The 21,826-nt window shown below is 45.3% G+C and carries 20 protein-coding genes; 9 read left to right on the top strand and 11 right to left on the bottom strand.

From position 1 onward, the window contains the following. Positions 1-209: 209 nt before the first annotated feature. The 4 genes from pheT to rpsT form a co-directional block, all read right to left on the bottom strand. Entirely contained in the window at positions 210-2,627 is a 2,418-nt protein-coding gene (gene pheT / locus RIF36_RS09255; protein ID WP_350121294.1) for a phenylalanine--tRNA ligase subunit beta, read from the bottom strand. 86 nt (positions 2,628-2,713) lie between these two features. Further along, positions 2,714-3,316 (bottom strand): DUF1684 domain-containing protein, encoded by a 603-nt coding sequence (locus tag RIF36_RS09250; protein WP_350094146.1) that lies wholly within the window; start codon positions 3,314-3,316, stop codon positions 2,714-2,716. A 5-nt stretch (positions 3,317-3,321) separates the two neighbouring features. Next, positions 3,322-4,029, bottom strand: coding sequence for a RadC family protein (gene radC, locus RIF36_RS09245; protein WP_350073592.1), 708 nt, complete (start codon positions 4,027-4,029; stop codon positions 3,322-3,324). Between the two features lie 112 nt (positions 4,030-4,141). Next, a complete protein-coding gene (gene rpsT, locus RIF36_RS09240) occupies positions 4,142-4,396 on the bottom strand; it encodes a 30S ribosomal protein S20 (protein ID WP_350073591.1) in 255 nt (84 codons plus the stop codon). Positions 4,397-4,722: 326 nt separating this feature from the next. Here rpsT and RIF36_RS09235 point away from each other — a divergent pair, with 326 nt between their 5' ends. The 5 genes from RIF36_RS09235 (at position 4,723) to RIF36_RS09215 (ending at position 8,632) form a co-directional block, all read left to right on the top strand. After that, complete coding sequence (locus tag RIF36_RS09235; protein WP_350121291.1) at positions 4,723-5,547, top strand: zinc dependent phospholipase C family protein; 825 nt, start codon at positions 4,723-4,725, stop codon at positions 5,545-5,547. 120 nt (positions 5,548-5,667) lie between these two features. After that, positions 5,668-6,384, top strand: a complete 717-nt coding sequence (locus RIF36_RS09230) for a hypothetical protein (protein ID WP_350121288.1) — start codon at positions 5,668-5,670, stop codon at positions 6,382-6,384. Between the two features lie 5 nt (positions 6,385-6,389). Continuing rightward, complete coding sequence (locus RIF36_RS09225) at positions 6,390-6,815, top strand: DM13 domain-containing protein (protein WP_350121285.1); 426 nt, start codon at positions 6,390-6,392, stop codon at positions 6,813-6,815. 2 nt (positions 6,816-6,817) lie between these two features. Continuing rightward, the gene (locus RIF36_RS09220; protein ID WP_350121282.1) at positions 6,818-7,381 is read left to right on the top strand and encodes a YceI family protein; all 564 of its coding nucleotides are present in this window, start codon (positions 6,818-6,820) and stop codon (positions 7,379-7,381) included. A gap of 6 nt (positions 7,382-7,387) precedes the next feature. After that, positions 7,388-8,632, top strand: coding sequence for a POTRA domain-containing protein (locus RIF36_RS09215; protein WP_350121279.1), 1,245 nt, complete (start codon positions 7,388-7,390; stop codon positions 8,630-8,632). Here RIF36_RS09215 and RIF36_RS09210 read toward each other — a convergent pair whose 3' ends face one another. From RIF36_RS09210 to ettA, 4 genes are all read right to left on the bottom strand, one after another. Beyond that, positions 8,633-9,373 carry a TerC family protein gene (locus tag RIF36_RS09210; RefSeq protein ID WP_350121276.1) on the bottom strand — a complete coding sequence of 247 codons (741 nt, stop codon included), beginning with the start codon at positions 9,371-9,373 and terminating at the stop codon, positions 8,633-8,635. It lies immediately after the preceding gene. Between the two features lie 101 nt (positions 9,374-9,474). After that, a complete protein-coding gene (locus tag RIF36_RS09205; protein ID WP_350121273.1) occupies positions 9,475-10,803 on the bottom strand; it encodes a Gfo/Idh/MocA family protein in 1,329 nt (442 codons plus the stop codon). Between the two features lie 12 nt (positions 10,804-10,815). Next, on the bottom strand, positions 10,816-11,574 hold the full coding sequence (locus tag RIF36_RS09200; protein WP_350118206.1) for a 3-keto-disaccharide hydrolase: 759 nt from the start codon (positions 11,572-11,574) through the stop codon (positions 10,816-10,818). Between the two features lie 150 nt (positions 11,575-11,724). Beyond that, on the bottom strand, positions 11,725-13,410 hold the full coding sequence (ettA, locus tag RIF36_RS09195; protein ID WP_350121269.1) for an energy-dependent translational throttle protein EttA: 1,686 nt from the start codon (positions 13,408-13,410) through the stop codon (positions 11,725-11,727). 121 nt (positions 13,411-13,531) lie between these two features. On the opposite strand from ettA, the gene RIF36_RS09190 reads away from it, so the two are divergent. Continuing rightward, positions 13,532-14,917, top strand: a complete 1,386-nt coding sequence (locus RIF36_RS09190; protein ID WP_339784965.1) for a DUF349 domain-containing protein — start codon at positions 13,532-13,534, stop codon at positions 14,915-14,917. Between the two features lie 216 nt (positions 14,918-15,133). Beyond that, positions 15,134-15,355: a DUF2795 domain-containing protein gene (locus tag RIF36_RS09185; protein ID WP_039751840.1), complete on the top strand. Its 222-nt coding sequence runs from the start codon at positions 15,134-15,136 to the stop codon at positions 15,353-15,355. A gap of 46 nt (positions 15,356-15,401) precedes the next feature. Here RIF36_RS09185 and RIF36_RS09180 read toward each other — a convergent pair whose 3' ends face one another. Both RIF36_RS09180 and queA read right to left on the bottom strand, forming a co-directional pair. Next, complete coding sequence (locus RIF36_RS09180; RefSeq protein WP_350121266.1) at positions 15,402-16,091, bottom strand: 2-C-methyl-D-erythritol 4-phosphate cytidylyltransferase; 690 nt, start codon at positions 16,089-16,091, stop codon at positions 15,402-15,404. An 82-nt stretch (positions 16,092-16,173) separates the two neighbouring features. Further along, positions 16,174-17,220: a tRNA preQ1(34) S-adenosylmethionine ribosyltransferase-isomerase QueA gene (gene queA, locus RIF36_RS09175; RefSeq protein WP_151996350.1), complete on the bottom strand. Its 1,047-nt coding sequence runs from the start codon at positions 17,218-17,220 to the stop codon at positions 16,174-16,176. A gap of 123 nt (positions 17,221-17,343) precedes the next feature. Here queA and RIF36_RS09170 point away from each other — a divergent pair, with 123 nt between their 5' ends. Further along, positions 17,344-18,594: an ABC transporter permease gene (locus tag RIF36_RS09170; RefSeq protein ID WP_350121264.1), complete on the top strand. Its 1,251-nt coding sequence runs from the start codon at positions 17,344-17,346 to the stop codon at positions 18,592-18,594. Positions 18,595-18,746: 152 nt separating this feature from the next. Continuing rightward, complete coding sequence (locus tag RIF36_RS09165) at positions 18,747-19,988, top strand: MFS transporter (protein WP_350121261.1); 1,242 nt, start codon at positions 18,747-18,749, stop codon at positions 19,986-19,988. Positions 19,989-20,073: 85 nt separating this feature from the next. On the opposite strand, the gene RIF36_RS09160 is transcribed toward RIF36_RS09165, so the two are convergent. Beyond that, entirely contained in the window at positions 20,074-21,786 is a 1,713-nt protein-coding gene (locus RIF36_RS09160; RefSeq protein WP_350121259.1) for an alanine/glycine:cation symporter family protein, read from the bottom strand. Between the last annotated feature and the right edge of the window lie 40 nt (positions 21,787-21,826).

Raw genomic sequence — 21,826 nt, 5'->3', positions numbered from 1 at the left:
CAAACTATCAGCAATCTTACTAATTTTAAATTTATTTTGGAAGTCGCTTATCTGATGTTCCTTCGAACTCAAAACACTACGGAGCTCGTCATTCTCCGTTTTCGTATGATCTAACTCCTTTTTCAGGTTTTTATATTCATTTAAAAGAAGAGAAATCTTTCTTTCCAATGAGTTTAATTCCGAGTTGAGTTGGTTTGAGTTCATAGTAATCACTTCCTTATTATTGCGCCAAGCTGACTTTCAAAAGCAGCTATCAACGCATTCATTGTTTTGTCAATTTGCTTGTCCTTCAGCGTTTCCTTCTCATCCTGAAGAGTGAAACTGATGGCGTAAGACTTTTTGCCGGCCTCCAGTTTATCTCCCTCATACACGCTAAAAACATTCAACCCTTTAATAAGCCGACGCTCCGCTTGCCTCGCTACTCTCTCCACCTGCGAAAAACTCACTGACTTATCCAGCACTATTGACAAGTCACGACGCACTTCCGGAAACTTGGGCACCTCAGTATAATCAATTGTGCCTTTGTACCACTTCAGCAATTGCTTCCAGTCGATGTCAGCATAAAAAACCGGCTGTCTCACCTCTGCCAGCTTTAGCGCCTTCTTGTTTACCTGCCCAATGCTTGCAAACACTTTCCCATTCAACAAAAAATCAAGACCCGACTCAAATGTCTTGTCTGAGGTGGGTTGAGTCTCGTATCCTGAGATGTTCAATTTATTTAAAATTTGCTGCAAAGCAGCGGACAAATCGTAGAATTCTATCGCCTTGGTTGGCTGTCTCCAGGTTTCCTCATGAGAGGCACCTGTTGCAAACAATGCAAGCCTATTTTGCTCCCGGTATTTTCCACTGTCCTTCTTATGATAGGTCTTTCCAAACTCAAAAAACTTCAAGTTGGCTTGGCGGTGGTTGTTGTTGTAAGCCACAACCTCCAGCCCACTGAAAAGCATCGATTGGCGCATGACACCCAGTTCCTCACTCAGGCGATTTAGGATAACGACATTCTGCTCTTCCTCGTACAATCCTGACTTGATGCCGTACTCAGCATTGGTCAGAGAGTTTGTAATAATCTCATAGTAAGATCTTGCGGCCAGGAACTCCGAAATTTTAAGCTGAAGCTTGTTGTCATCCACCGCCGGAAACTCAGACAAAGTTGCGGCACCAATAGTCGCCGATAATTCAATATTATCGATGCCATATACTCTTAACACCTCTTCGACGACGTCAATTTCTCGCTGCACGTCGACACGGTAAGGCGGCACAACAGCTGTGAAGTCATCGCTGGTTAAGTCTTCTACACCAATCTGCAGATTTTTAAGAATGGCCAGAATGGCCTCCCTTCCAATATCCTTGCCTATAAGCATATTGACTCTGGCAAAGCGAACTTTGAACCTGAAGTCAGCAATGGGCTGAGGGTAAATATCTACTATATCGGAGCTAATGCTTCCTCCTGCCACTTCTTTAATAAGGAGCGCAGCATGTTTCAAAGCATTTACAGCTCCATTCGGATCAATACCCCGTTCGAACCTGAAAGAGGCATCGGTTTTCAGACCATGCAAGATGGCAGTTCTTCTCACGTAGTCAGGAGAGAAGTAGGCAGACTCAAGAAAAATACTAGTCGTGGTATCGGAAACCCCAGAATGTGTGCCGCCGAAAACGCCTGCTATACACATCCCTTCCTCTGCATCGCAGATCATCAGATCGTTAGCTGAGAGTTTTCTTTCCTTTTCATCCAATGTGGTAAACTTAGTCCCCTCAGGAAGAGTCTTGACAACCACTTTCCCTCCTTTAATTTTCGCCGCATCGAAAGCATGCAAAGGCTGTCCTACACCGTGACAGATATAATTGGTGGCGTCAACGATGTTATTGATGGGAGTGAGCCCTATGGCCTCCAGGCGTGCTTTGAGCCATGATGGCGACGGCCCAACTGTTAAACCGGTTAATGTAACACCAGCATACCTTGGACAGGCCTCAGTATTCTCGACAGAGACATCTATTGAAAGCGACTTATTGTCTGCTTTGAATGTGTCAATAGTGGGGAATTTCAAAAGCCTTCCGTAAAAAGCTGCCAGATCTCTGGCTGTGCCGTAGTGCGAAGTGGCATCGGCCCTGTTGGGTGTCAGGCCAATTTCAAACACGTAATCTGTGGTTGGCTTAAAGTAATCTGCAGCCGGAGTACCATTAGGTAGCTGCGTATCCAGCACAATCACGCCACCGTGGTCGCTGCTCAGGCCTATTTCGTCCTCTGCGCAGATCATCCCGTTCGATTCTTCGCCTCTTATTTTTGCTTTCTTGATTTGAAAAGGCTCACCTGCCTTAGGGTGTATGGTGGTGCCGTTGGTGGCTACCACAACCCTTTGTCCTTTTGCTACATTGGGAGCACCGCAGACAATGCCTAACAGTTCGGGCCCACCCACATCAACTTTGGTCAGTTTCAGCTTGTCAGCATTGGGGTGGGGTTCGCATGCCACCACTTCGCCCAGCACCAGGCCATTCATACTTCCGGGAATCTCCTCATGAAATTCCAACCCTTCCACTTCCAGCCCCAGCCCGGTAAGCACCTTTGAGACCTCCTCGGGCTTCTCTGTCAGATCAATATATTCCTTCAGCCAATTATATGAAATCTTCATTCCTTGCTTCTGTTCTTCCTTATTTAACTCGTTTCAAAAAAAACGAAGGGGTAAAATTAACCAAATAGCGTCAAGTAGTAGGCGAGCTAGTAGTTTTTTTCGCCTGCCTCTATAGCGATGTCCAAAACATTCTCTTTCAAAGGAAGGGGGCATGAATAACTGCTGTTGTACTCACAGTATGGATTGTAGGCCAAATTGAAATCCAGCAGAATTTGCCTGGCATTTTTTACCGACACGTCGAGGTAGCGACCCCCGCCATACGTTGACTCTCCACTGGTAGCGTCGGCAAAAGCCAGGAAGGTCACATTTTGCATGCCTGGCCCCGCTTGCCTCAGCAAGGTCAACTTTTTCCGCTGACCTTTGATCTCAAACTCAACGAAAGCAAATTTTTGGTATTGCTGAGTTTTCCCGTCGCTGGTGCCCAACGTTACCAGCTCTTTCGTCTCCAGTTGATTGACATTAGCCATGACTTTGTAGGATGGGTCAGCAGGAAAATATTTTAGCTCGGTAAACTCTTTCCCTTTGAATGGAGAGTCGGACGAACTCCGCATAAATTCGTTCTTCTCCTGACGCTCCTTTTCAATAGAAGCTATGTATTCTTCGGGTGATTCGTCGCCGGAGTTGGCTAAAAAAATAGCGACACCAACAACCACTGCAAGAATACTGATAATCAACTTAGGACCTTTCATCTTATCTATAATGTTGCTTCGTCTGCAAAACTATAATATCCCTCGTCACAAAAAATCAAATGGTCAAGTACATGTATCTGAAGCAGCTCACCGGCGGCCTTCATAGACTTGGTGAGCCTGATATCTTCCTGACTTGGTCTGGAGTTTCCTGACGGGTGATTATGTGCCAGAATTATGCCCGTGCAGCCAGGCAACTCCAGTGCCTTTTTATAGATAACCCTGGGATCGGCTACGGTGCCATTGATCCCGCCCAAACTCACTTGTTGCACGGAAATTAATTTGCCTCCACGGCCCAGGAAAATAACCCAAAACTCCTCATGGGCGAGGTCAAGCAAATAAGGTCTCATGAGAATATAGGCCTCTTTACTGGTGATAACTACAGGCTTTACTTCGGTGGCTTGCTCCTTTCTTCGCCGACCCAATTCAAGTGCGCTCATGATAGTAATGGCTCTGGCTTCACCAATACCTTCAAAAATGGTGAAATCGGCCATGCTAAACTTGCCCAGCGCATTCAGGTCGTTGTTTGCCTTCTGGAGGATCATTTTAGCGAGGTCGACGGCAGAGTGTTTTTTTGTGCCGGAGTTGATGAGAATGGCAAGCAGTTCGGCATCTGACAAAACCGATTTGCCTTTCAATATGAGTTTTTCTCTCGGCCGGTCATCTTCCGACCAGCTTTTTATTGAAAGCCGTTGCACGTAGTTACCTTCTGACATACTTGATTGATTTGCTTCTTAAGGTAACCAAAAACAATAAATCAACCACCAATAAAAACGAAAAGCCCCTTCAAATTGAAGAGGCTCTTTAAATCTTCTGCTAAATCGGCGCTTAGTCTAGGGCATTAACCAGCTTAGCCAATTTTGACTTTTTGTTAGAAGCATTATTTTTATGAATAATGTTTCTCTTAGCAAGCTTGTCGATCATGCCTGCTACTTTTTTGTAAAGCTCAGTGGCTTCTGCTTTATCAGTCGCTCCAACAAGCTTTTTGATAAAGGTACGAGTCGTTTTGTGCTGATAACGATTTCTCAACCTTTTTGCTTCTGTAGAACGAATTCTTTTTAACGAGGATTTATGATTAGCCATACTATTTTAGTACTTGCGGTAAACAGTTCATTTTTAGAGAGCGCAAAGATAAAAGTATTGTTTGAATTTACAAAACCCTCTCGGAATATAATCTCCAGTTAAGCAACTGAAAGCCTATGCGCCCCAACAGTAAAGTGATAACATGCTCAGCTTCATTTAAAGCTACTTGGCTATTAGTCGTTTTAGGGACGTTAATCGCAAATATATCATTTTCGAACCCGGGCAGCAGCCGATGGGGATTTTTTGCTCACCAAAAAATAAACCACCTGGCCGTTTACACATTACCTCCGGAGTTAGGGGTTTTCTTTAAATACCATATTCAATATGTGGAGGAAAATGCTGTTAACCCTGACAGACGCAGGTATGCGATTCCGGAAGAAGCCGCCAGGCACTATATAGATATCGACATTTATGGAGACAGCGCCGTTTACAAGATGCCGAGGTATTGGAATGAGGCCGTTGAAAAATATAGTGAAGACACGCTCCATGCATACGGCATCGTTCCCTGGCACATTGCAACGATGAAGAACTTCCTGACAAAAGCTTTTCGGGAAAAAGACATTGATCGCATTCTTCGCTATGCTACAGACATAGGCCACTATATAGGCGACGCCAACGTGCCTCTGCACACTACGGAGAACTATAACGGCCAGCTCACCAATCAATATGGCATACATGGCTTCTGGGAATCGAGGCTACCAGAACTCTTCTTTGAGGATTACGATTTTTTTGTTGGCAAAGCCGAATACATAAAAAATCCCCAGATGGAGGCATGGAAGGCGGTTACCAATGCGCACTTAGCCCTCGATTCGGTGCTGCGGTTTGAGAAGCAGCTAAATGCTCAATTTGCGGAAGACAAAAAATATACGTTTGAAGAAAGGGGCGGCAGTATGACTCAAACCTATTCACGTGAATATGCGGCAGCTTTTCACCAAATGCTGGGAGCACAAGTCGAAAACAGAATGCGGGCCTCGATAAAGATGGTTGGTGATTTTTGGTTTACGTGTTGGGTAGATGCCGGTCAACCTGATATGTATGAACTTGTCAAAATACAGCTCACCGAAAGGCAAAAGAAGGAGCTTGACGCTGAATTGGAGGCCTGGAGAGTAAGGAAAGTGAGTGCTAGAGAACATGAAGATGGCGGCAATTGAAGAAGGTTTCTGTCCTAAAATAATTCATCTCCCACATTGACAACATGAACAGTTAACCACTTGTCGGCCAAACGACAAGTAATTCATTGCCGATCCTATTCCTTTATAAAAAATTGCACTATGAAGAGATTATATATTGCTTTAATTATCTCGTCTGCTTTGGTAAATCAGCTCTCAGCTCAGGTAGCAGACAATAATATCGATATTGGGCTAGGCATCGGGGGCTCAGAAGGAAGCTTGAGTACTTCGTATGTACACAATTGGCAGCTAGGTAAGAAAAAAAAGTGGTCTCTGGGAGTGGGGGGCAGGCTAACGAACTACCTTGGCAAAAACCAATACTATTTGACAGCACCGGCTTCAATCACATCAGGAGAGACAGGGCCACAGGTATTCTTTATCGAAAACATTATCGAAAATATCGACTCTGTTCAGTTTGCATCCGCTCAAGCGAATTCCCTAAACGCATCCTTTAACGTCGGCTATCAGGTTCATCCAAAGGTCTTTGTTGGATTTAACATCGACCTTTTTGGTGTTTCCTTTGGTGCGAAACAGGATGGTAGGTATTTCGAAGGAAACTCCGGCAATACCACTTCGGGAAAGCCCACATCGCTAAATGTGCTGCTTATTTCTGACAATGATATAGGAAGCCTGAACTCGGAACTGTTTGCCAGATACAGCCTGAATGCTACCTGGGGAATAAAGGCTGGTTTCCAGTTCCTTTTTACTGAATACTCCACGGACACGGAAGTTCAACAATCGCCTGAGCCAAATGATCGGTTCAGAAACAAATCGGCTATGTTCACGGCTGGAGTTACATACTTTATTACCAAAAAGTAATTTAAATGAAAACATTCAAATACTTAAGACCTTTAGCACTGCTTGTATTGTTCGCTTGTGGTGGGGAAGAAGAGACTCCCACTGAGCCGATTGAGGACGATTTCAATCCATCTGAAGCTGCGATTGTTTTAAAAGAGGGATCATTTGTTGATGTGGTTCACAAAGTGTCGGGTAGTGCAAAAATTTACTCAAGCAACGGCACAAGAACTTTAGTGCTTGATCCCTTTAGCACTGAGAATGGGCCCGATTTGTACGTCTATTTAACCAATGATGCAAAAGCTACAAAATTTGTTAGTCTGGGAAAACTCAAGTCTACCACTGGCAAACAATCATATGAAATTGAAGAAGCTGTTGTGCTCGACGACTTTTCTTACGTCATCATTTGGTGTCAGGACTTCTCCGTAAATTTTGGTCATGCTGAATTAAAATAAAAATGTCGGTACTAAAAACTGTGTTAGCATTTCTCGCTGTAGCGCTGTCACTTTCGGTTTTTGGACAAGGTTACGTTCCGGCATCAAACGGAACTGCCATCACCTTTTCCATAAAGAACTTTGGCATCAATGTGGAGGGCGCCATGAACGAAATAGCTGGTCAAATTACATTTGACCCAACCAATTTAACGAAATCAATGTTCGACGTGACACTTCAAACGAGCTCTCTCAATACGGGTATTGACCTGAGAGACTCGCACCTGAAGAAAGAAGAGTACTTCGATGTTGAAAATTACCCTTCTATTCGATTCATTTCATCAACTATCGTCAAACTAAGCGATAGTGGCTACCGTGTGACCGGTCTGCTCAAGATCAAAGAGACAGAGAAGGAAGTCATTTTCCCATTTACTGTTCAAAAGTCGACAAAGAACGGCGATACTGTTATTGTCTTCTCAGGTAGCTTCGCCATAAACCGCAGAGACTTTGGGGTTGGGGGGAGAAGCTTTAGCATGGCCGACGAGGTTCAAATCGACTTGAAAGTGAATACCATGCCATCGGGTAGTTAAAACTGTATGATCAGGTGTTTCGCCGCCATTATTCTTAATATTTCGATCTGCTTTATATCAGATGCCCAGGAGGTTATCGAAAGCATCGAAATCAAAGGAATTAAAAGAACGGAGGAGCAATATCTAAGGCAGTTCATCTACTCCCGGCAAGGCGAAACCTATGACTCCTTAAAGGTTGAAAACGACAGACAACGACTTGCTAATCTTCCTACAATCGGTGAGGTGAGTGTTACATACATACTGGAAACCGGGGCGTATCGGCTAACCTTTACTTGCAGCGAACTTCTTAGTGTGGAACCAATTTTTGGTTTAGGTAAGTCCTATAAAAACTTTTGGTGCAGAGTAGGTGTGCAAGACTCAAACATTAGCGGCAAGGGGCATGAGCTCATTGCCTACTACCAGTACTACGATAGACACTCCGCAGTGCTGAAGTATCGTTTGAATAGAATCCATGGTACTCCCTGGAGTTTTACAAGCAGCCTGACAAAGTGGTCCACCATTGAGCCAATTACAATCGATGGATCTGATGGCACATATGACTATGACAATTTGAATTTGGGCATCTCTTCGATTAGGCACTTTTCGTTTCAACAGAGCCTTGAAGTGGGGGTTTCAGGGCTGGATGAAAAGTATATGGAAAGGGATGATAATGGAAACAAAAAAGCCCTGATGTTTCGCAGAGCTGGTCTACAGGCAAAAGCAGCCTTCACAAGCAATTACCTCAACTACAACCTCTTCTATATAAAAGGATGGTTTAATCAACTAAATGTCCAGACCATCGACCGATTTGCCAGCACAGAAAGGTTTGACCTATTTTTTAACGACCTAAAGTTCTTTTCAAAGCCTTACAAAAGTGCCAACATAGCCGTGAGGCTAAGGATAGGGCTGTCCACCAACGTGAACCGCCCTTTCGCTCCGTTCGTGCTCGACAATTTCGTAAATATCAGGGGCGTGGGTAACAGGGTAGACCGAGGGACAGGCTCGGTGGTACTAAACGCAGAATTCCGACAGACCATCTTCGATGGCAACAAGATAGCAGGCCAGGGGGTAGTGTTTACAGATCTGGGGACATGGCGCCTGCCCGGTGGCAATTTCAAGGATTTTACTATGAGTAAAAACATGAAGAGTTTCAGCGGAGCTGGCCTGCGACTAATTTACAAGCATGGATTTGATACAGTGTTGAGAATTGATTACGGTCATGACTTTAGAGAAAGTGGTGACTTTGTGTTTGGGATAGGTCAATACTTTTGATCACTCTTCCATCCTCCTCTTGAGTCTGACAGGATTTCTGGCTTTTCGCATCCTCATATTAATGACTTCTACAACCAGGGCGAAGAACACCGCAAAGTAGATGTACCCTTTCGGCACGTGGTAATGCCAGCCTTCGATGAATAACATAAATCCGATTAAGATGAGGAAGGAAAGTGCCAGTACTTCCAGTGTGGGGTGATTATGAATAAAGTTGCTGATAGACCCAGCGAACACCATCATTACTCCCATGGAAATAACAACGGCTATGATCATCAGCAACAAGTGCTCAGTAAGTCCAACGGCTGTGAGGATCGAATCGAAAGAGAAAATCATATCCAGCAACACAATTTGGACAATAACGTTGAGCAAACTAGCTGACTTGGATGTCTTCTCTGAGTCCTCTCCCTCCATTTTTTGGTGCACTTCCATCACGGACTTAAACACGAGAAACATCCCGCCAGCCATCAGCACTAAGTCTCGGCCGCTCAGGTCGGCACCGAAAAGCGAAAAAAGTGGGTTCGTAAGCCTTGTGATGTAGTTGATGCCAAATAGCAGACCGATTCGCATCACCAGCGCCAGACTAAGCCCAACGGTTCTGGCTCTCTTTTGCTGAAGTTCAGGCAGCCCTTTTGAGACAATGGAAATAAAGAGGATATTATCTATCCCTAGAACAATCTCAAGAAAAGTGAGGGTAAGAAGGGCAATCCACGAAGATAGTTGAAGGAAAATATCAAAGCTCATAAGAAATAACTGGTTTCTATCTACTACAAAAGTAATAAGCAGATCAGTGAAGCTCCGATATTTTCCAACTAATTAAGTCAATGTTTCAATAATCCAAAACCTTAAACAACCGGTGCCCAGCCCTTCTGGTATTCTCTGCTCCAGTTTTTAAGTGCTTCTTTGTCATTCAAAATCTGCCCTTTAGCAGGATCAATGTTCAGGGTTCTTCCTGTTTCCTGAGAAATATTTCCAAAATGACAAAGCTGAGTGCTAATGGAAGCATCAGCAATTGGGGCGTTCAGCGTTTTACCTTCACGAATGGCATCGGCAAAATTATTGAAGTGATACACATCCAAAATGCCTTCGCCCATTGTGTTGGTCGTAGCACTTTCAGCGCCTTCCTTCACTTCTTTCACCAGCTTGCCTGACATGTCAAATAGCTGGTAGGAGTTTCTATCGAGCAAAATCGTTCCTTCTGTGCCATGGATCGTTACTCCTCGGCCTCTGTTGTAAACGTCAAACCCATTACAGCTTCTTCCTTCCCATGTGATCATTTTACCACCTTCAAACTCGTAGTTGACCATCTGAGTATCATAGTATTCCCAATCATCCTGAAACGCATAGCGCCCGCCTGAAGAGGAAACTTTTGTTGGATAATCGACACCCAGTGCCCAGCGGCTTATGTCTATTTCGTGCGTGCCGTTATTGTGCAGCTCGCCGGTGCCCCAGTGCTTGAACCAATGCCAGTTATAGTGCACTACGTTGTCCTTGTATTCCTTCCGGGGTGCTGGTCCTTGCCAAAGCTCCCAGTCCAGCCACTCTGGCACGGGTGCAGATTTACCCACACCTATCGACTTCCTGTTGTTGGCATACCACGCTTTACAAGCATAGGCTTTGCCGATAATTCCATTTCTGATGTCACTTATCGCTTCCTTTGATGCGGATCCAGAGCGCTGCTGGTTGCCCATTTGCATCACAATTTTATTTTTCTTTTGGGACGCAACGAGCATGCCCGTTTCGTTCGGATTGTGACTGCAAGGCTTTTCTATGTAGACATGCTTGCCTGCATTAGCACCCATAATTCCCATCGGTGCATGCCAGTGCTCAGGCGTGGCAATCGTGATGGCATCGATGTCTTTGTTTTCCAGTAGCTTACGAAAATCCTTTTCCGTTTTGGCCTTTTTGCCCATCGCCTTTTCAATATGAGCGCCGGCTGAGTCAAACACTCTGGAGTCAACATCGCATAAGTAACCCAGGCTGGCATTGTTCACTTTCGAAATGGCTGAAATATGAGCCCTGCCTCTGCTGTTGGCTCCCACCACAGCAAAGTTCACACGATCATTAGCTCCAAGAATGGAACCATAACTTCTGGCTGACATGGCAAATGAAAGGCCGACGGTCCCCAAAGCTGTTTTCTTGATGAATTCTCTTCTTTCGTTATTAGTAGGCATCGCTTTGAAATTTTATAATTCTCTGATTCTAATATTCTTATAACTCACTTCGTTTCCGTGATCTTGAAGCAGGATGTGACCGACTGGCCACCTGCCAAACTCCGGCCACTTGCTGTACTTGCTGTAAGCGACCAGGGCTCTAAACATTTGCGAGAAGCGCTCGTATTCCACCACCTTGGTGCCGTTCAGCCAGTGTTCCACATGGCCATCCTTTGAAACTACTTTTGCGGTATTCCAGGTGCCCACACCATTGAACGGCACTGGCTGCCCTGGATCAGACAAATTCTCTGCTGTAATCAAATCGTACAATGACGATAATGTACGGTTTCCGTTCACACCCATTTTAGCATCGGGATGCAGCTCGTCGTCAAGCACCTGAAACTCGCAGCCAATAGCCGAACCTGAGCCTTTGTTCATTTCAGGGTCCACAAAATACTTGATGCCGCTGTTGGCTCCGGGAGTAATTTTGAATTCAAGTTGCAACTCGAAATTTCCATACGTTTTGTCAGTAACAATGTCGCCGGGGCCAGCTGCTTCGGCACCGTCGGTTGCCAATATCGTCAGCACGCCGTCTTTCATTTGCCAGCCCTTGGCAGGAAACTTATCAAGCTTGGCTCCTCTCCATCCTTCAGTGGTTTTCCCATCCCAGAGAAGTTTCCACCCATCGCTGACTTCCTGATCGGTCAGTTTGACGGTTTGATTTTGGGCACATGACTGCGTAAAGCCAAAAATTATTAATACAAAGAGTGTTGTTAGTGTCGTGTTTTTCATTTTATAACCGATTGAATCTATGAAGGTAGTAAAATATAAGGCTACGGAGAATACCGCTCATCCTTTCCCGTTGTTCGCAATAAAAAAAGCTGCGAAAAAACTCGCAGCTTCAAAATAACTCTTGAAAAAACATTATCCAATTCTCACCCGCTACTTAGTCATTTTTCTGTATTTGATTCTGGTAGGGATAATATCACCCCCAAGGCGAGCTTTTCTGTTTTCCTCGTAGTCAGTGTAGTTGCCTTCAAACCAATAAACCTGACTATCTCCTTCAAATGCCAGTATGTGCGTGCAAATTCTATCCAGGAACCACCTGTCGTGAGAAATAATGACAGCGCAGCCAGCAAAATCTTCAAGTGCATCTTCAAGCGCTCGTAGGGTATTGACGTCCAGGTCGTTGGTAGGCTCATCGAGCAGCAGCAAGTTGGCTCCCATTTTTAGCGTTAATGCCAGATGTACCCGGTTTCTTTCACCACCGGAAAGTATGCCAACCTTTTTCTCCTGATCGTTGCCTGCAAAATTGAACTTGCTTACGTAGGCCCTTGAATTAAGCTGCTTACCACCCAACTCCATCAATTCATTTCCTTCGGAAATTGTCTGCCATACCGTTTTGTTAGGATCAAGGTTATCGTGCTCCTGATCGACGTAGCCAGTTACCACTGTGGAGCCCACTTCAAATGACCCGGCGTCGGGCTGAACCTTCCCGGTTATTAATTTGAAGAGTGTCGTTTTACCGGCACCGTTAGGCCCAATAATGCCGACGATGCCAGCCGGCGGCAATGCGAACGACAGGTTCTCGAAAAGCAGCTTGTCGCCAAAGGCCTTGGAAAGCCCGTTTGCCTCGATGACTTTATTCCCCAGCCTTGGCCCATTGGGAATAAAAAGATCCAGCTTGGCTTCTTTTTCTTTGACTTCCTCTCCGGCCATTTTATCGTAGGCATTCAAACGAGCCTTTCCTTTCGCCTGCCGAGCCTTAGGCGACATCCTGATCCATTCCAACTCACGCTGTAAAGTCTTCTGACGCTTCGATTCTGTCTTTTCCTCCTTGGCCATTCTCTGCTGCTTTTGCTCCAACCAGGACGAATAATTGCCTTTCCACGGTATGCCTTCGCCACGATCAAGCTCCAGTATCCATCCTGCTACATTATCAAGGAAATAACGATCATGGGTTACAGCGATGACCGTGCCTTTGTAGTTTTGCAAATGCTGCTCCAGCCAATGCACCGATTCAGCATCAAGGTGGTTGGTAGGCTCATCCAGCAACAGCACATCCGGCTCCTTCAAAAGCAGCCGACACAACGCTACTCTTCTTTTTTCCCCACCAGAAAGGTTCTTGATTAGTGCGTCGCCCGGAGGTGTTCGCAAGGCATCCATGGCAATCTCTAGTTTGCTGTCCAGCTCCCAGGCATTCACATGGTCGAGTTTCTCCTGCACCTCTCCCTGGCGCTGGATAAGCTTATCCATTGCATCGGGGTTGTCAAGCACCTCAGGGTCAGCAAATTTTTCATTGATCTGTTCAAACTCCTTCAGCAAATCCACAATCTCCTGAGCCCCTTCTTCCACAATATCTTTCACCGTTTTATTCGGATCAAACTGCGGCTCCTGTTCCAGCATTCCCACGGTATATCCCGGCGAGAAAACTACCTCGCCCTGAAACTCCTTATCTATGCCTGCTACAATTTTAAGCAACGAAGACTTTCCTGAGCCGTTCAAACCAAGGACACCTATCTTTGCGCCGTAGAAAAATGAAAGGTAAATGTTCTTTAAAACCTGTTTTTTCGGGGGGTGAATTTTGTTCACACCCGCCATTGAAAAGATTATTTTTTCTGCACTCATCGTATAGGGTATTATTGATTCAAAGATGGTAAAAATTATTACCAATGATTCATCTTTGATTTATATTAGTTATTTTGCACCAAATGCTCATTTATCCGCAACATTATAATTATTTAGGAACTTGGAAAGACGAGACATACCCTTTGGGTATATAGCAGACGAAAAAGTTTACCTGTCGGCCTACATGGAATTTTCTGACAGGCAAATTGGCGAAGTAAAAGAAAGTGAAGAGAAAACCATCCAATACTTTTTGGATCGCTTTCAACACCTCGTACAGAAGATTGATGAGCTCGAAAAAGCCATCAACGAAAGCGAAAATAAGGGCTCGTACCTTATGAAGCTCCTTCACATGAAGGAATCCCTTGGCAACTACGATGGACTGGGAGACTACCACCCGCTCTTTGAAAGGCTTACAGTGCTGGAAGAAGATTTGAATGTAGCCATTGCCAAAAACAGGGAAAGAAATAGCGAAATAAAAACAGCATTACTGGAGGAATTGGATCAGGCGCTGGCCGAAAGCGATTGGCGGGAAGCCACTGATAAAGTGCTTGACGTGAAGGATCGCTGGATCAAAACAGGAAATGCCAAAAAGGAAATAAACGCTGAACTGGATTTAAGTTTTCAAACGAAACTTACTGACTTTTTTGACAGAAAGCAGGTTTATTTTGAAGACAGAAGAAAAGCATTTGATGTTCGCATTCAAAAGTGCGAAGACTATATCAACGAATTGAAATCGTTGAAACCGAAGAAAGCCGAGCCAGGCACTATTGACCGGGTTCGTGAGATTCAAAGGGAGTGGAGAAACGTGGGTGAGCTGCCAGCCAGAGAAAAGCGTAGACTAGACAAAGATTTGCGCTATCACACCAACTATTTCTTCCGCAGACCAGACGCACCTAGCGGAAGCTTCCAAAGCAGAGGTGGCTTTCAGGGGCGGAGCGGGCCTCCGGCAAGAACAATGTACGGCGGTGGTGGCAGGCCCCAGGACGGAGCCCGACCAGCCTATAGCGCCCGGCCCAATGTGATGCCATCTCCAGAGGAGCTTGAGAGTAATTTGGTAAGAAAAGTTGCTCTTATTCAAGAGGCGGAAACCCTGGCTGACTTAGGCACCCGTGAAAGTGTAGACGAGCTTAGAAAACTGCAGCAGATATGGAAGGGCATTGGCATGGTGCCAAAAGAAAGAGCCAAAGAAGTAACAGAGCACTTCCTGATTCTCTGTGATCGGGGCCAGGAGAGAATCTTCCTCGAAAACCTGGCGGCCAACAAAGACCCTGAATACACCAAGAAGAACAATCGGGAGAAGACACGATTCAAGATGAAGCTTATTCGTGACCTTCTGGTAAGAGACGAGCAGGATTTGCAGACCTATCAGGAAAATCTTGACAGGCTCAATGCCACCAAACAGGCATTCGACAAGATGCTTCACAATAAATACCTCAACCAGAAGCGCAAAGTGATCGTGAAAAGGCAGCTGTTACAAGAGCTAAAAGTATCGCTGGATCAAATTTGAAGCTTTTTGAAACTTTTATTGGATAATTTTGTATTTATCCATAAAATGAAGCCATCAGCGCTGTGATTGGGCATGCCTATTTTGCCCGTTTGCAGCGATTCAGAGCCGATTTAACTTATTGTGTATGAGAAATTTAATAAAGGCCTTTGATTACAAAAACTGATGACTAATTTTGCGCACTATTTGAAAAACAGAACAAAATTGGAGGTATAGATCATGTATTGGACACTTGAACTGGCTTCGTATCTTGAAGACGCCCCATGGCCCGCCACCAAGGACGAATTAATTGACTACTCCATTAGATCAGGAGCACCACTAGAAGTAGTAGAAAACCTGCAAGAGCTAGAAGATGATGGTCAACCGTACGAAAGCATTGAAGAAATATGGCCGGACTACCCGACCAAAGAAGATTTCTTTTTCAACGAAGACGAGTATTAATACCCGTCGTCAATAGGAATAATGGCTAAAATTATGGCCCGATAGCTTATATCGGGCTTTTTTTGTTTTTCAGGAATGCGTCCGCAATCAGCAAATCGGCAGGATGGGTAATTTTTATGTTTTCCTCGTTGCCCTCTATAAGCACTATTGATTCCCCAGCCGACTCCACCACACTGGCATCGTCGGTAAACAGGGCACTTTCGGGCTGCATGTAAGCCTTCTTGATCAAGCCAATGTCGAATGTCTGAGGAGTTTGGACCAATTTGTATTTGGATCGATCACGTGCTGCCGACTTATTACCAGAGCCAGACACCTCACGAATCGACTCCTTCAGTGACAAGGAAACTATCGCATTGCCTTGCTTTGATGCTACTTTAAAACCCTGAGCAATAACCTCGGCCGACACAAATGGACGAACTCCATCGTGAATGGCCACCAGTCCTTTGTCTGGCAAGTGCTCTAAACCATTTCTCACTGATTGAAACCTGGAAGCACCACCCGCCACTGTTTGATGTGCGGGCAAAAAACGATGCTCTTCGCAGAGCTCCTTCCAAAGAGCCATGTTGCTTTGAGGCAACACCAGGATGACGGCAATGGAAGGATCGAAGGAGAAAAACACTTCTATTGTACGCATGAGTATCGGGCGGCCGTTTACCTCCAGAAACTGCTTGGGCAGTGCACTGCCCATTCTGCTTCCGGAGCCCCCAGCTACTATGATCACGTACTTTTCAGGCATAAAAAAGCTCCTGTTTGTTAAACCTTCGAAAGATAACGCCGAAGTTTTGTAAACAGGAGCTTCTTAAAAGAAATCTGCTTCGTTACAGAATCAGCATGGCATCGCCATAGCTGAAGAAACGATATTTTTCTTTGATTGCCACACGGTAAGCTTCCATCACTAGGTCATAGCCTCCGAAAGCGCTCGCCATCATCAACAGGGTTGATTCAGGCATGTGGAAGTTAGAAATCAAAGCATTGCAAATCTTGAATTCGTAGGGAGGGAAAATAAATTTATCCGTCCAGCCTTCATTGGGCTTTAAGCGGTTGCTGGCAGACACCGAAGACTCCAATGATCTCATCACCGTAGTGCCTACTGCCACCACTCTTTTCTTCTCATCGATAGCTTTGTTGACCATGTCCACTGTTGGCTGGCGGACGAAGAAGTTCTCTGAATCCATTTTATGCTTGGTCAGGTCTTCAACATCTACAGGACGGAAAGTGCCCAAGCCGATGTGCAGCGTAATTGGGTTGATTTCAACACCTTTGATCTCCAGGCGTTTCATCAGTTGCTTGGTGAAGTGCAAACCTGCGGTAGGTGCCGCTACAGCCCCAACATTCTCTGCGTAGATAGTTTGGAAACGCTCTCTATCGTCTGGCTCAGCTTTTCTTTTGATGTACTTTGGAAGTGGTGTTTCTCCAAGGGTATCGATCATCTTATAGAAGTCAACTCCTTCGCCATCATAAAGGAACCTGATGGTTCTTCCTCTTGAAGTAGTGTTGTCAATAACCTCTGCGACAAGGTCTCCATCACCAAAGTAGAGCTTGTTGCCCACTCTGATCTTACGTGCAGGATCCACAAGCACATCCCACAAGTGCAACTCTTTGTTGAGCTCTCTTAGAAGAAATACTTCAATTTTAGCACCTGTTTTTTCCTTATTACCGTATAACCTGGCAGGGAAAACCTTTGTGTCGTTAATGATAAAGTTGTCTCCTTCATCGAAGTAGTCAACTATGTCCTTAAAAGTTTTGTGTTCAATTTTTCCTGAATCTCTGTGCAAAACCATTAAACGAGATTCATCTCTGTTTTCAGAGGGATAAAGGGCGACCAGTCCCGCAGGGAGGTCAAATTTAAATTCTGATAATTTCATTTAATATTACGGTATTAAATTGTGAAGGAGGTGGTAGTCCGTCAAATAAAGGATGCAAAGATATAGAAAGTTTCAGTACGATGTAATTATTTGTATTGAATGTCAACTAATAAATAAAAAGCCTTGCTGATCATCCGCTTAACACTCGAAAGCTTCAGGTTTGCCTGGAACGCTCTTAGGTCTAATCTTCTGAGAACGGTTCTTTCCTTATTAGGGGTGACCATTGGCATCTTCGCCATCATTGCCGTGTTCACGATTGTGGACAGCCTTGAACGCAGCGTTAAAGACAGCCTTAACTTTCTTGGATCAGACAATATCAATGTCGAAAAATGGCCCTATGGGTTTGGCGGCGGGCCATATCCCTGGTGGAAGTACATGAATCGGCCGCAGCCTACCTATACTGATTATCAGTTTCTGCTGGAAAATGGTGACAGCTTTGAAGCCATAACTATCTCTGCCCGAAGAGGTGGTGTTACGGCCAAACAAAAAAACAATTCGACCTCCTCCGACCTTATGGGTGTGGCTTTTGACCATAAGGATGTATATGAAATACCTCTTGAAAAAGGCAGGTATTTTACCCGACTGGAAGCCGATGCCGCCCGCAATGTTGCCATTATTGGCGCCCGAATTGCCAAAGATCTTTTTCCCTACGAGGATCCTGTAGGCAAAACAATAGCCATGCGAGGCCTGAAGTACTACGTGATTGGCACGATTAAAGAAGAGGGTGAGGGATTCCTCGGAACACCCAGCAACGACGACAATATCTATGTGCCCTACAAGACTTTTCTAAAACTCTACTACAGCGGTGCCAGAGATGGAATAGGCTCATCAATTACGGCAAAAGGCAAATCTTCAGACATTGGATTGGTCGAGTTGGAGTACGAGCTACGAGGACTCATGCGCCAAAGGCGGGGACTCAAGCCAAAACAGGAAGATGACTTTGCCCTCAACCGCCCCGAAGCGCTGGTGAACTTTATCAGCTCGACTTTTGACGTACTGAGTGTTGCTGGCTGGGTGATAGGCAGTTTCTCCATTCTGGTAGGTGGTTTTGGTATTGCCAATATCATGTTTGTGTCCGTAAAAGAGCGAACGAATATTATTGGTATTCAAAAGTCGCTCGGTGCCAAAAACTACTTTATCCTGTTTCAATTCTTGTTTGAAGCGATCTTCCTCAGCGTGATTGGAGGCGGAACCGGTATCTTCCTGGTCTATCTGATATCCTTTGTGAGCCTGGGAACGCTCGACCTGCAACTTACGGTAGGCAACATTATTCTTGGCCTGGGCGTATCGGCTGTTATTGGTATGGCGTCGGGCATCATACCTGCTGCTACCGCCTCAAGGCTGGATCCTGTTATTGCCATTCGAACACAGTAAAGGCACATACCTCACCTAACAAATTGTTCATAAGCTCTTTGCTGATGTGATCGGTGTGTTATTTTCTTATTTTTTTGCGGATAACTGGCAACTGTTTGGTGCTAAAGCGTGTTGAATATGCTTTGCTCACCAAAACCTGATCTAACTTTATCATGTCGAAGGAAAAAATCATCCTTTTTACCCTTGCCGGAATAAATTTCACTCATATTATGGACTTCATGATCATTATGCCCCTTGGGGATTTGCTCATGAAGGTATTTGAAATCACGCCCCAGCAGTTTAGCCTCATTGTCTCCAGCTATACATTTACAGCGGGCATATTCGGATTTATGGCGGCCTTTGTCATCGATAGATTCGACCGAAGAAAGGCACTCCTGTTTCTTAATGTTGGATTTGTGGTCGGCACCATTGCATGTGCCCTTGCCCCAACTTACGTCGTTCTTCTTTTTGCAAGAAGCCTTACCGGCGCTTTTGGTGGAGTATTGGGGGCATTGATATTGTCGGTGGTGGCCGATGTGACGCCGGATGAACGCAGAGGACAAGGCATGGGGATTGTGATGGCCGCTTTTTCAGTAGCATCGGTGGCAGGAGTGCCTTTTGGTTATTTCCTAGCAGAAAAGTTTAGTTGGCATGCTCCATTCTTGCTTTTGGCCGGCATGGGCACTTTAATCACCGTGGCGATATTCAAATTTATCCCTTCACTCACTGGGCATATGGTAAAAAAATCGGATCGACCCAGCCCCGCCAAGGTACTAACAAATGCCATCTCGCTACCCAACCAAAAGCTGGCACTGCTCTTCATGCTGACACTAATACTGGGACAGTTCTCCATTATTCCGTTTATCGCACCTTATATGATCCGAAATGTGGGTTTTGAGGGCGACCAAATAACTTACATCTACCTGGTTGGCGGCGGACTGACCATTTTCACCTCCCCTTTCATAGGCAGACTTGCCGATAAATTCGGAAAAAAGACTGTCTTCATTGTTTGTGCCAGTGCCGCTATTATTCCCGTCTTTCTGATTACGCATATGCCTCCGGTGCCAGTAGCAGCGGCTTTGGTGGTAACCGGGCTTTTCTTTGTTCTCGGTGGAGGCCGAATGATCCCCGCTATGGCAATGATTACCTCTTCGGTAAAACCGCAGAACAGGGGGAGCTTCATGAGCATTAGCTCATCGGTACAGCAGCTGGCGGCCGGGCTGGCCTCACTGATTGCCGGTGTGATTGTTATTGACAACGGCGGAAGCCTGGCCAGGTACAACTGGGTCGGGTATTTTGCCATTGCCGTTACTGTGGTTTGTATTTTCCTTGGATCCAGAATTAAGTCTGTCGAGCAACTGGCGGCTGACGATGCTGTTGTAGCAAAAGAAAAAAAGGCCTTTGCTGAAGCCTGATAAGGAAATACATTAGTTCCAAAATCAAAAGCTTTCCGTTCCACTTTGGAACGGAAGGCTTTTTTGTTAGTCAGGCTCCGAAGCGTTACTTAAATTTCGGATGCTTCAAGCCAGGGAAGTTCTTGTCGAAAAACTCGCCGTAATCCTTGATGATCTGAGGCATCTCCTTCCTTAGCCACAAAATGCCGATTAGGTTTGGGATGGTCATCAGGGCAATAGTGATGCCTGATAACGTCCAGATGATAGTGGTATCGGTAAAAGAAGCAAAGAAAAAGGCAATGGTATAAATAATGTGATATGGCATCACTGACTTAGGCCCAAGCAGGAAGGTCATGGCTCTGTCGCCATAATATGACCAGGAAATAGCCGTGCTAAAAGCAAAAAGCAGCAGCCCGATAGCGACAATATACTGTCCGGCATCTCCAAAGAAACTCCTGGTAAAGGCGATGGTAGTAAGGGGAGCACTGTGCACCAGCGACTTTCCTTCGACAAGAATGTCACCAGCCGGATCTACCAAATTACCGTTTTGCACTTTGACAGACCCGGTGAAGGGGCTGCCCGCTTTTGAAATCTTTACATCTTCGGCTATCGAGCGTGCATGAATGATTGACAGGTTGTTGGTCACCGAGCCATCCTGCACATTCAAGTCGCCATTATATAAAGCAACGGCGCTTTTGTTAGTAAGGTGTCCGAAGAGTTTCTCCTGGTCCTGCGGATTATTTTCGTCATAAGTTCTGTCCAGTACAAACATATCAGTGCTTTGAAAAACATTCTGATGCTTTTCATTCCAAACGCCGCTTGAGAGTAGCACCAGGCCAGTTACAGTACAGATTATTATTGTATCAATAAATGGCTCCAGAATAGCCACCATACCTTCTGAAAGAGGCTCGTTGGCTTTAGCTGAAGCGTGAGCAATAGGTGCTGAACCCTGACCAGCTTCATTGGAAAACAAGCCTCTGTTCACACCTCTGTTGAAAGCATAAGCCAACGTGGCACCTAAAAAGCCGCCTGTGGCAGCAGAGCCAGTAAACACATCAGCAAAAATGGAAACGAAGGAAGGAATGATATTCCCAGCGTTGTAGAAAATAACAGCAAAAGCACCAATGAAGTAAATGATTGCCATGGCTGGTACCAGCTTAGAAGTAACGGCAGCAATTCTTTTGATCCCGCCGATAATGACCATTCCAAGGAAAATAGACAGCACAAGACCTGTGATCCAATGCTCGATGCCGAACGTGGCAAACACAGAGTTGGAAATACTATTGATTTGAGGCAAGCTACCAGTACCAAATGAAGACAATACAGTGGCTATGGCAAAAAGAGTAGCCACCCAACCCAGGCTCACTTTTTTGCCAAACAGTATAAAATTGGCATTCTTCATATAATACATGGGGCCACCTGCTTGTGAACCGTCGGCAACAGTTTCCCTGTATTTGTGAGAGAGTGTTACCTCCACAAATTTGGTGGTCATGCCCAGGGCAGCAGTCATCAACATCCAGAATAGTGCCGCAGGGCCCCCCAGGTGAATGGCCAAAGCCACACCAGCTATATTACCGGTGCCTACTGTGCCTGATAGCGCTGTGGACAATGCCTGAAAATGGGACGTGTCGCCAGGAAGGTCAGATTTGTCGTATTTACCTGACACCACCCGCAGTGCGTGGCGGAAGAAGCGTATCTGAGGAAACTTGAGGTAAATGGTAAAGAAGAGGCCGGTTCCAAGCAGGAAGTAAACAAACCAATCGGCACTGCCGATAAAGCTGTCGATAAGAACCAGAAAATCGTTGATTTGCTGCATCATACGGGATAGGTTAATAGTAGAATTGTTGGGAATGAGTTTT

It is taken from the genome of Imperialibacter sp., assembly GCF_040222815.1.
Lineage (GTDB): Bacteria > Bacteroidota > Bacteroidia > Cytophagales > Cyclobacteriaceae > Imperialibacter.
Note: the sequence above shows the minus strand (reverse complement) of the source record. Positions and strands in the feature narration are given on the sequence as shown.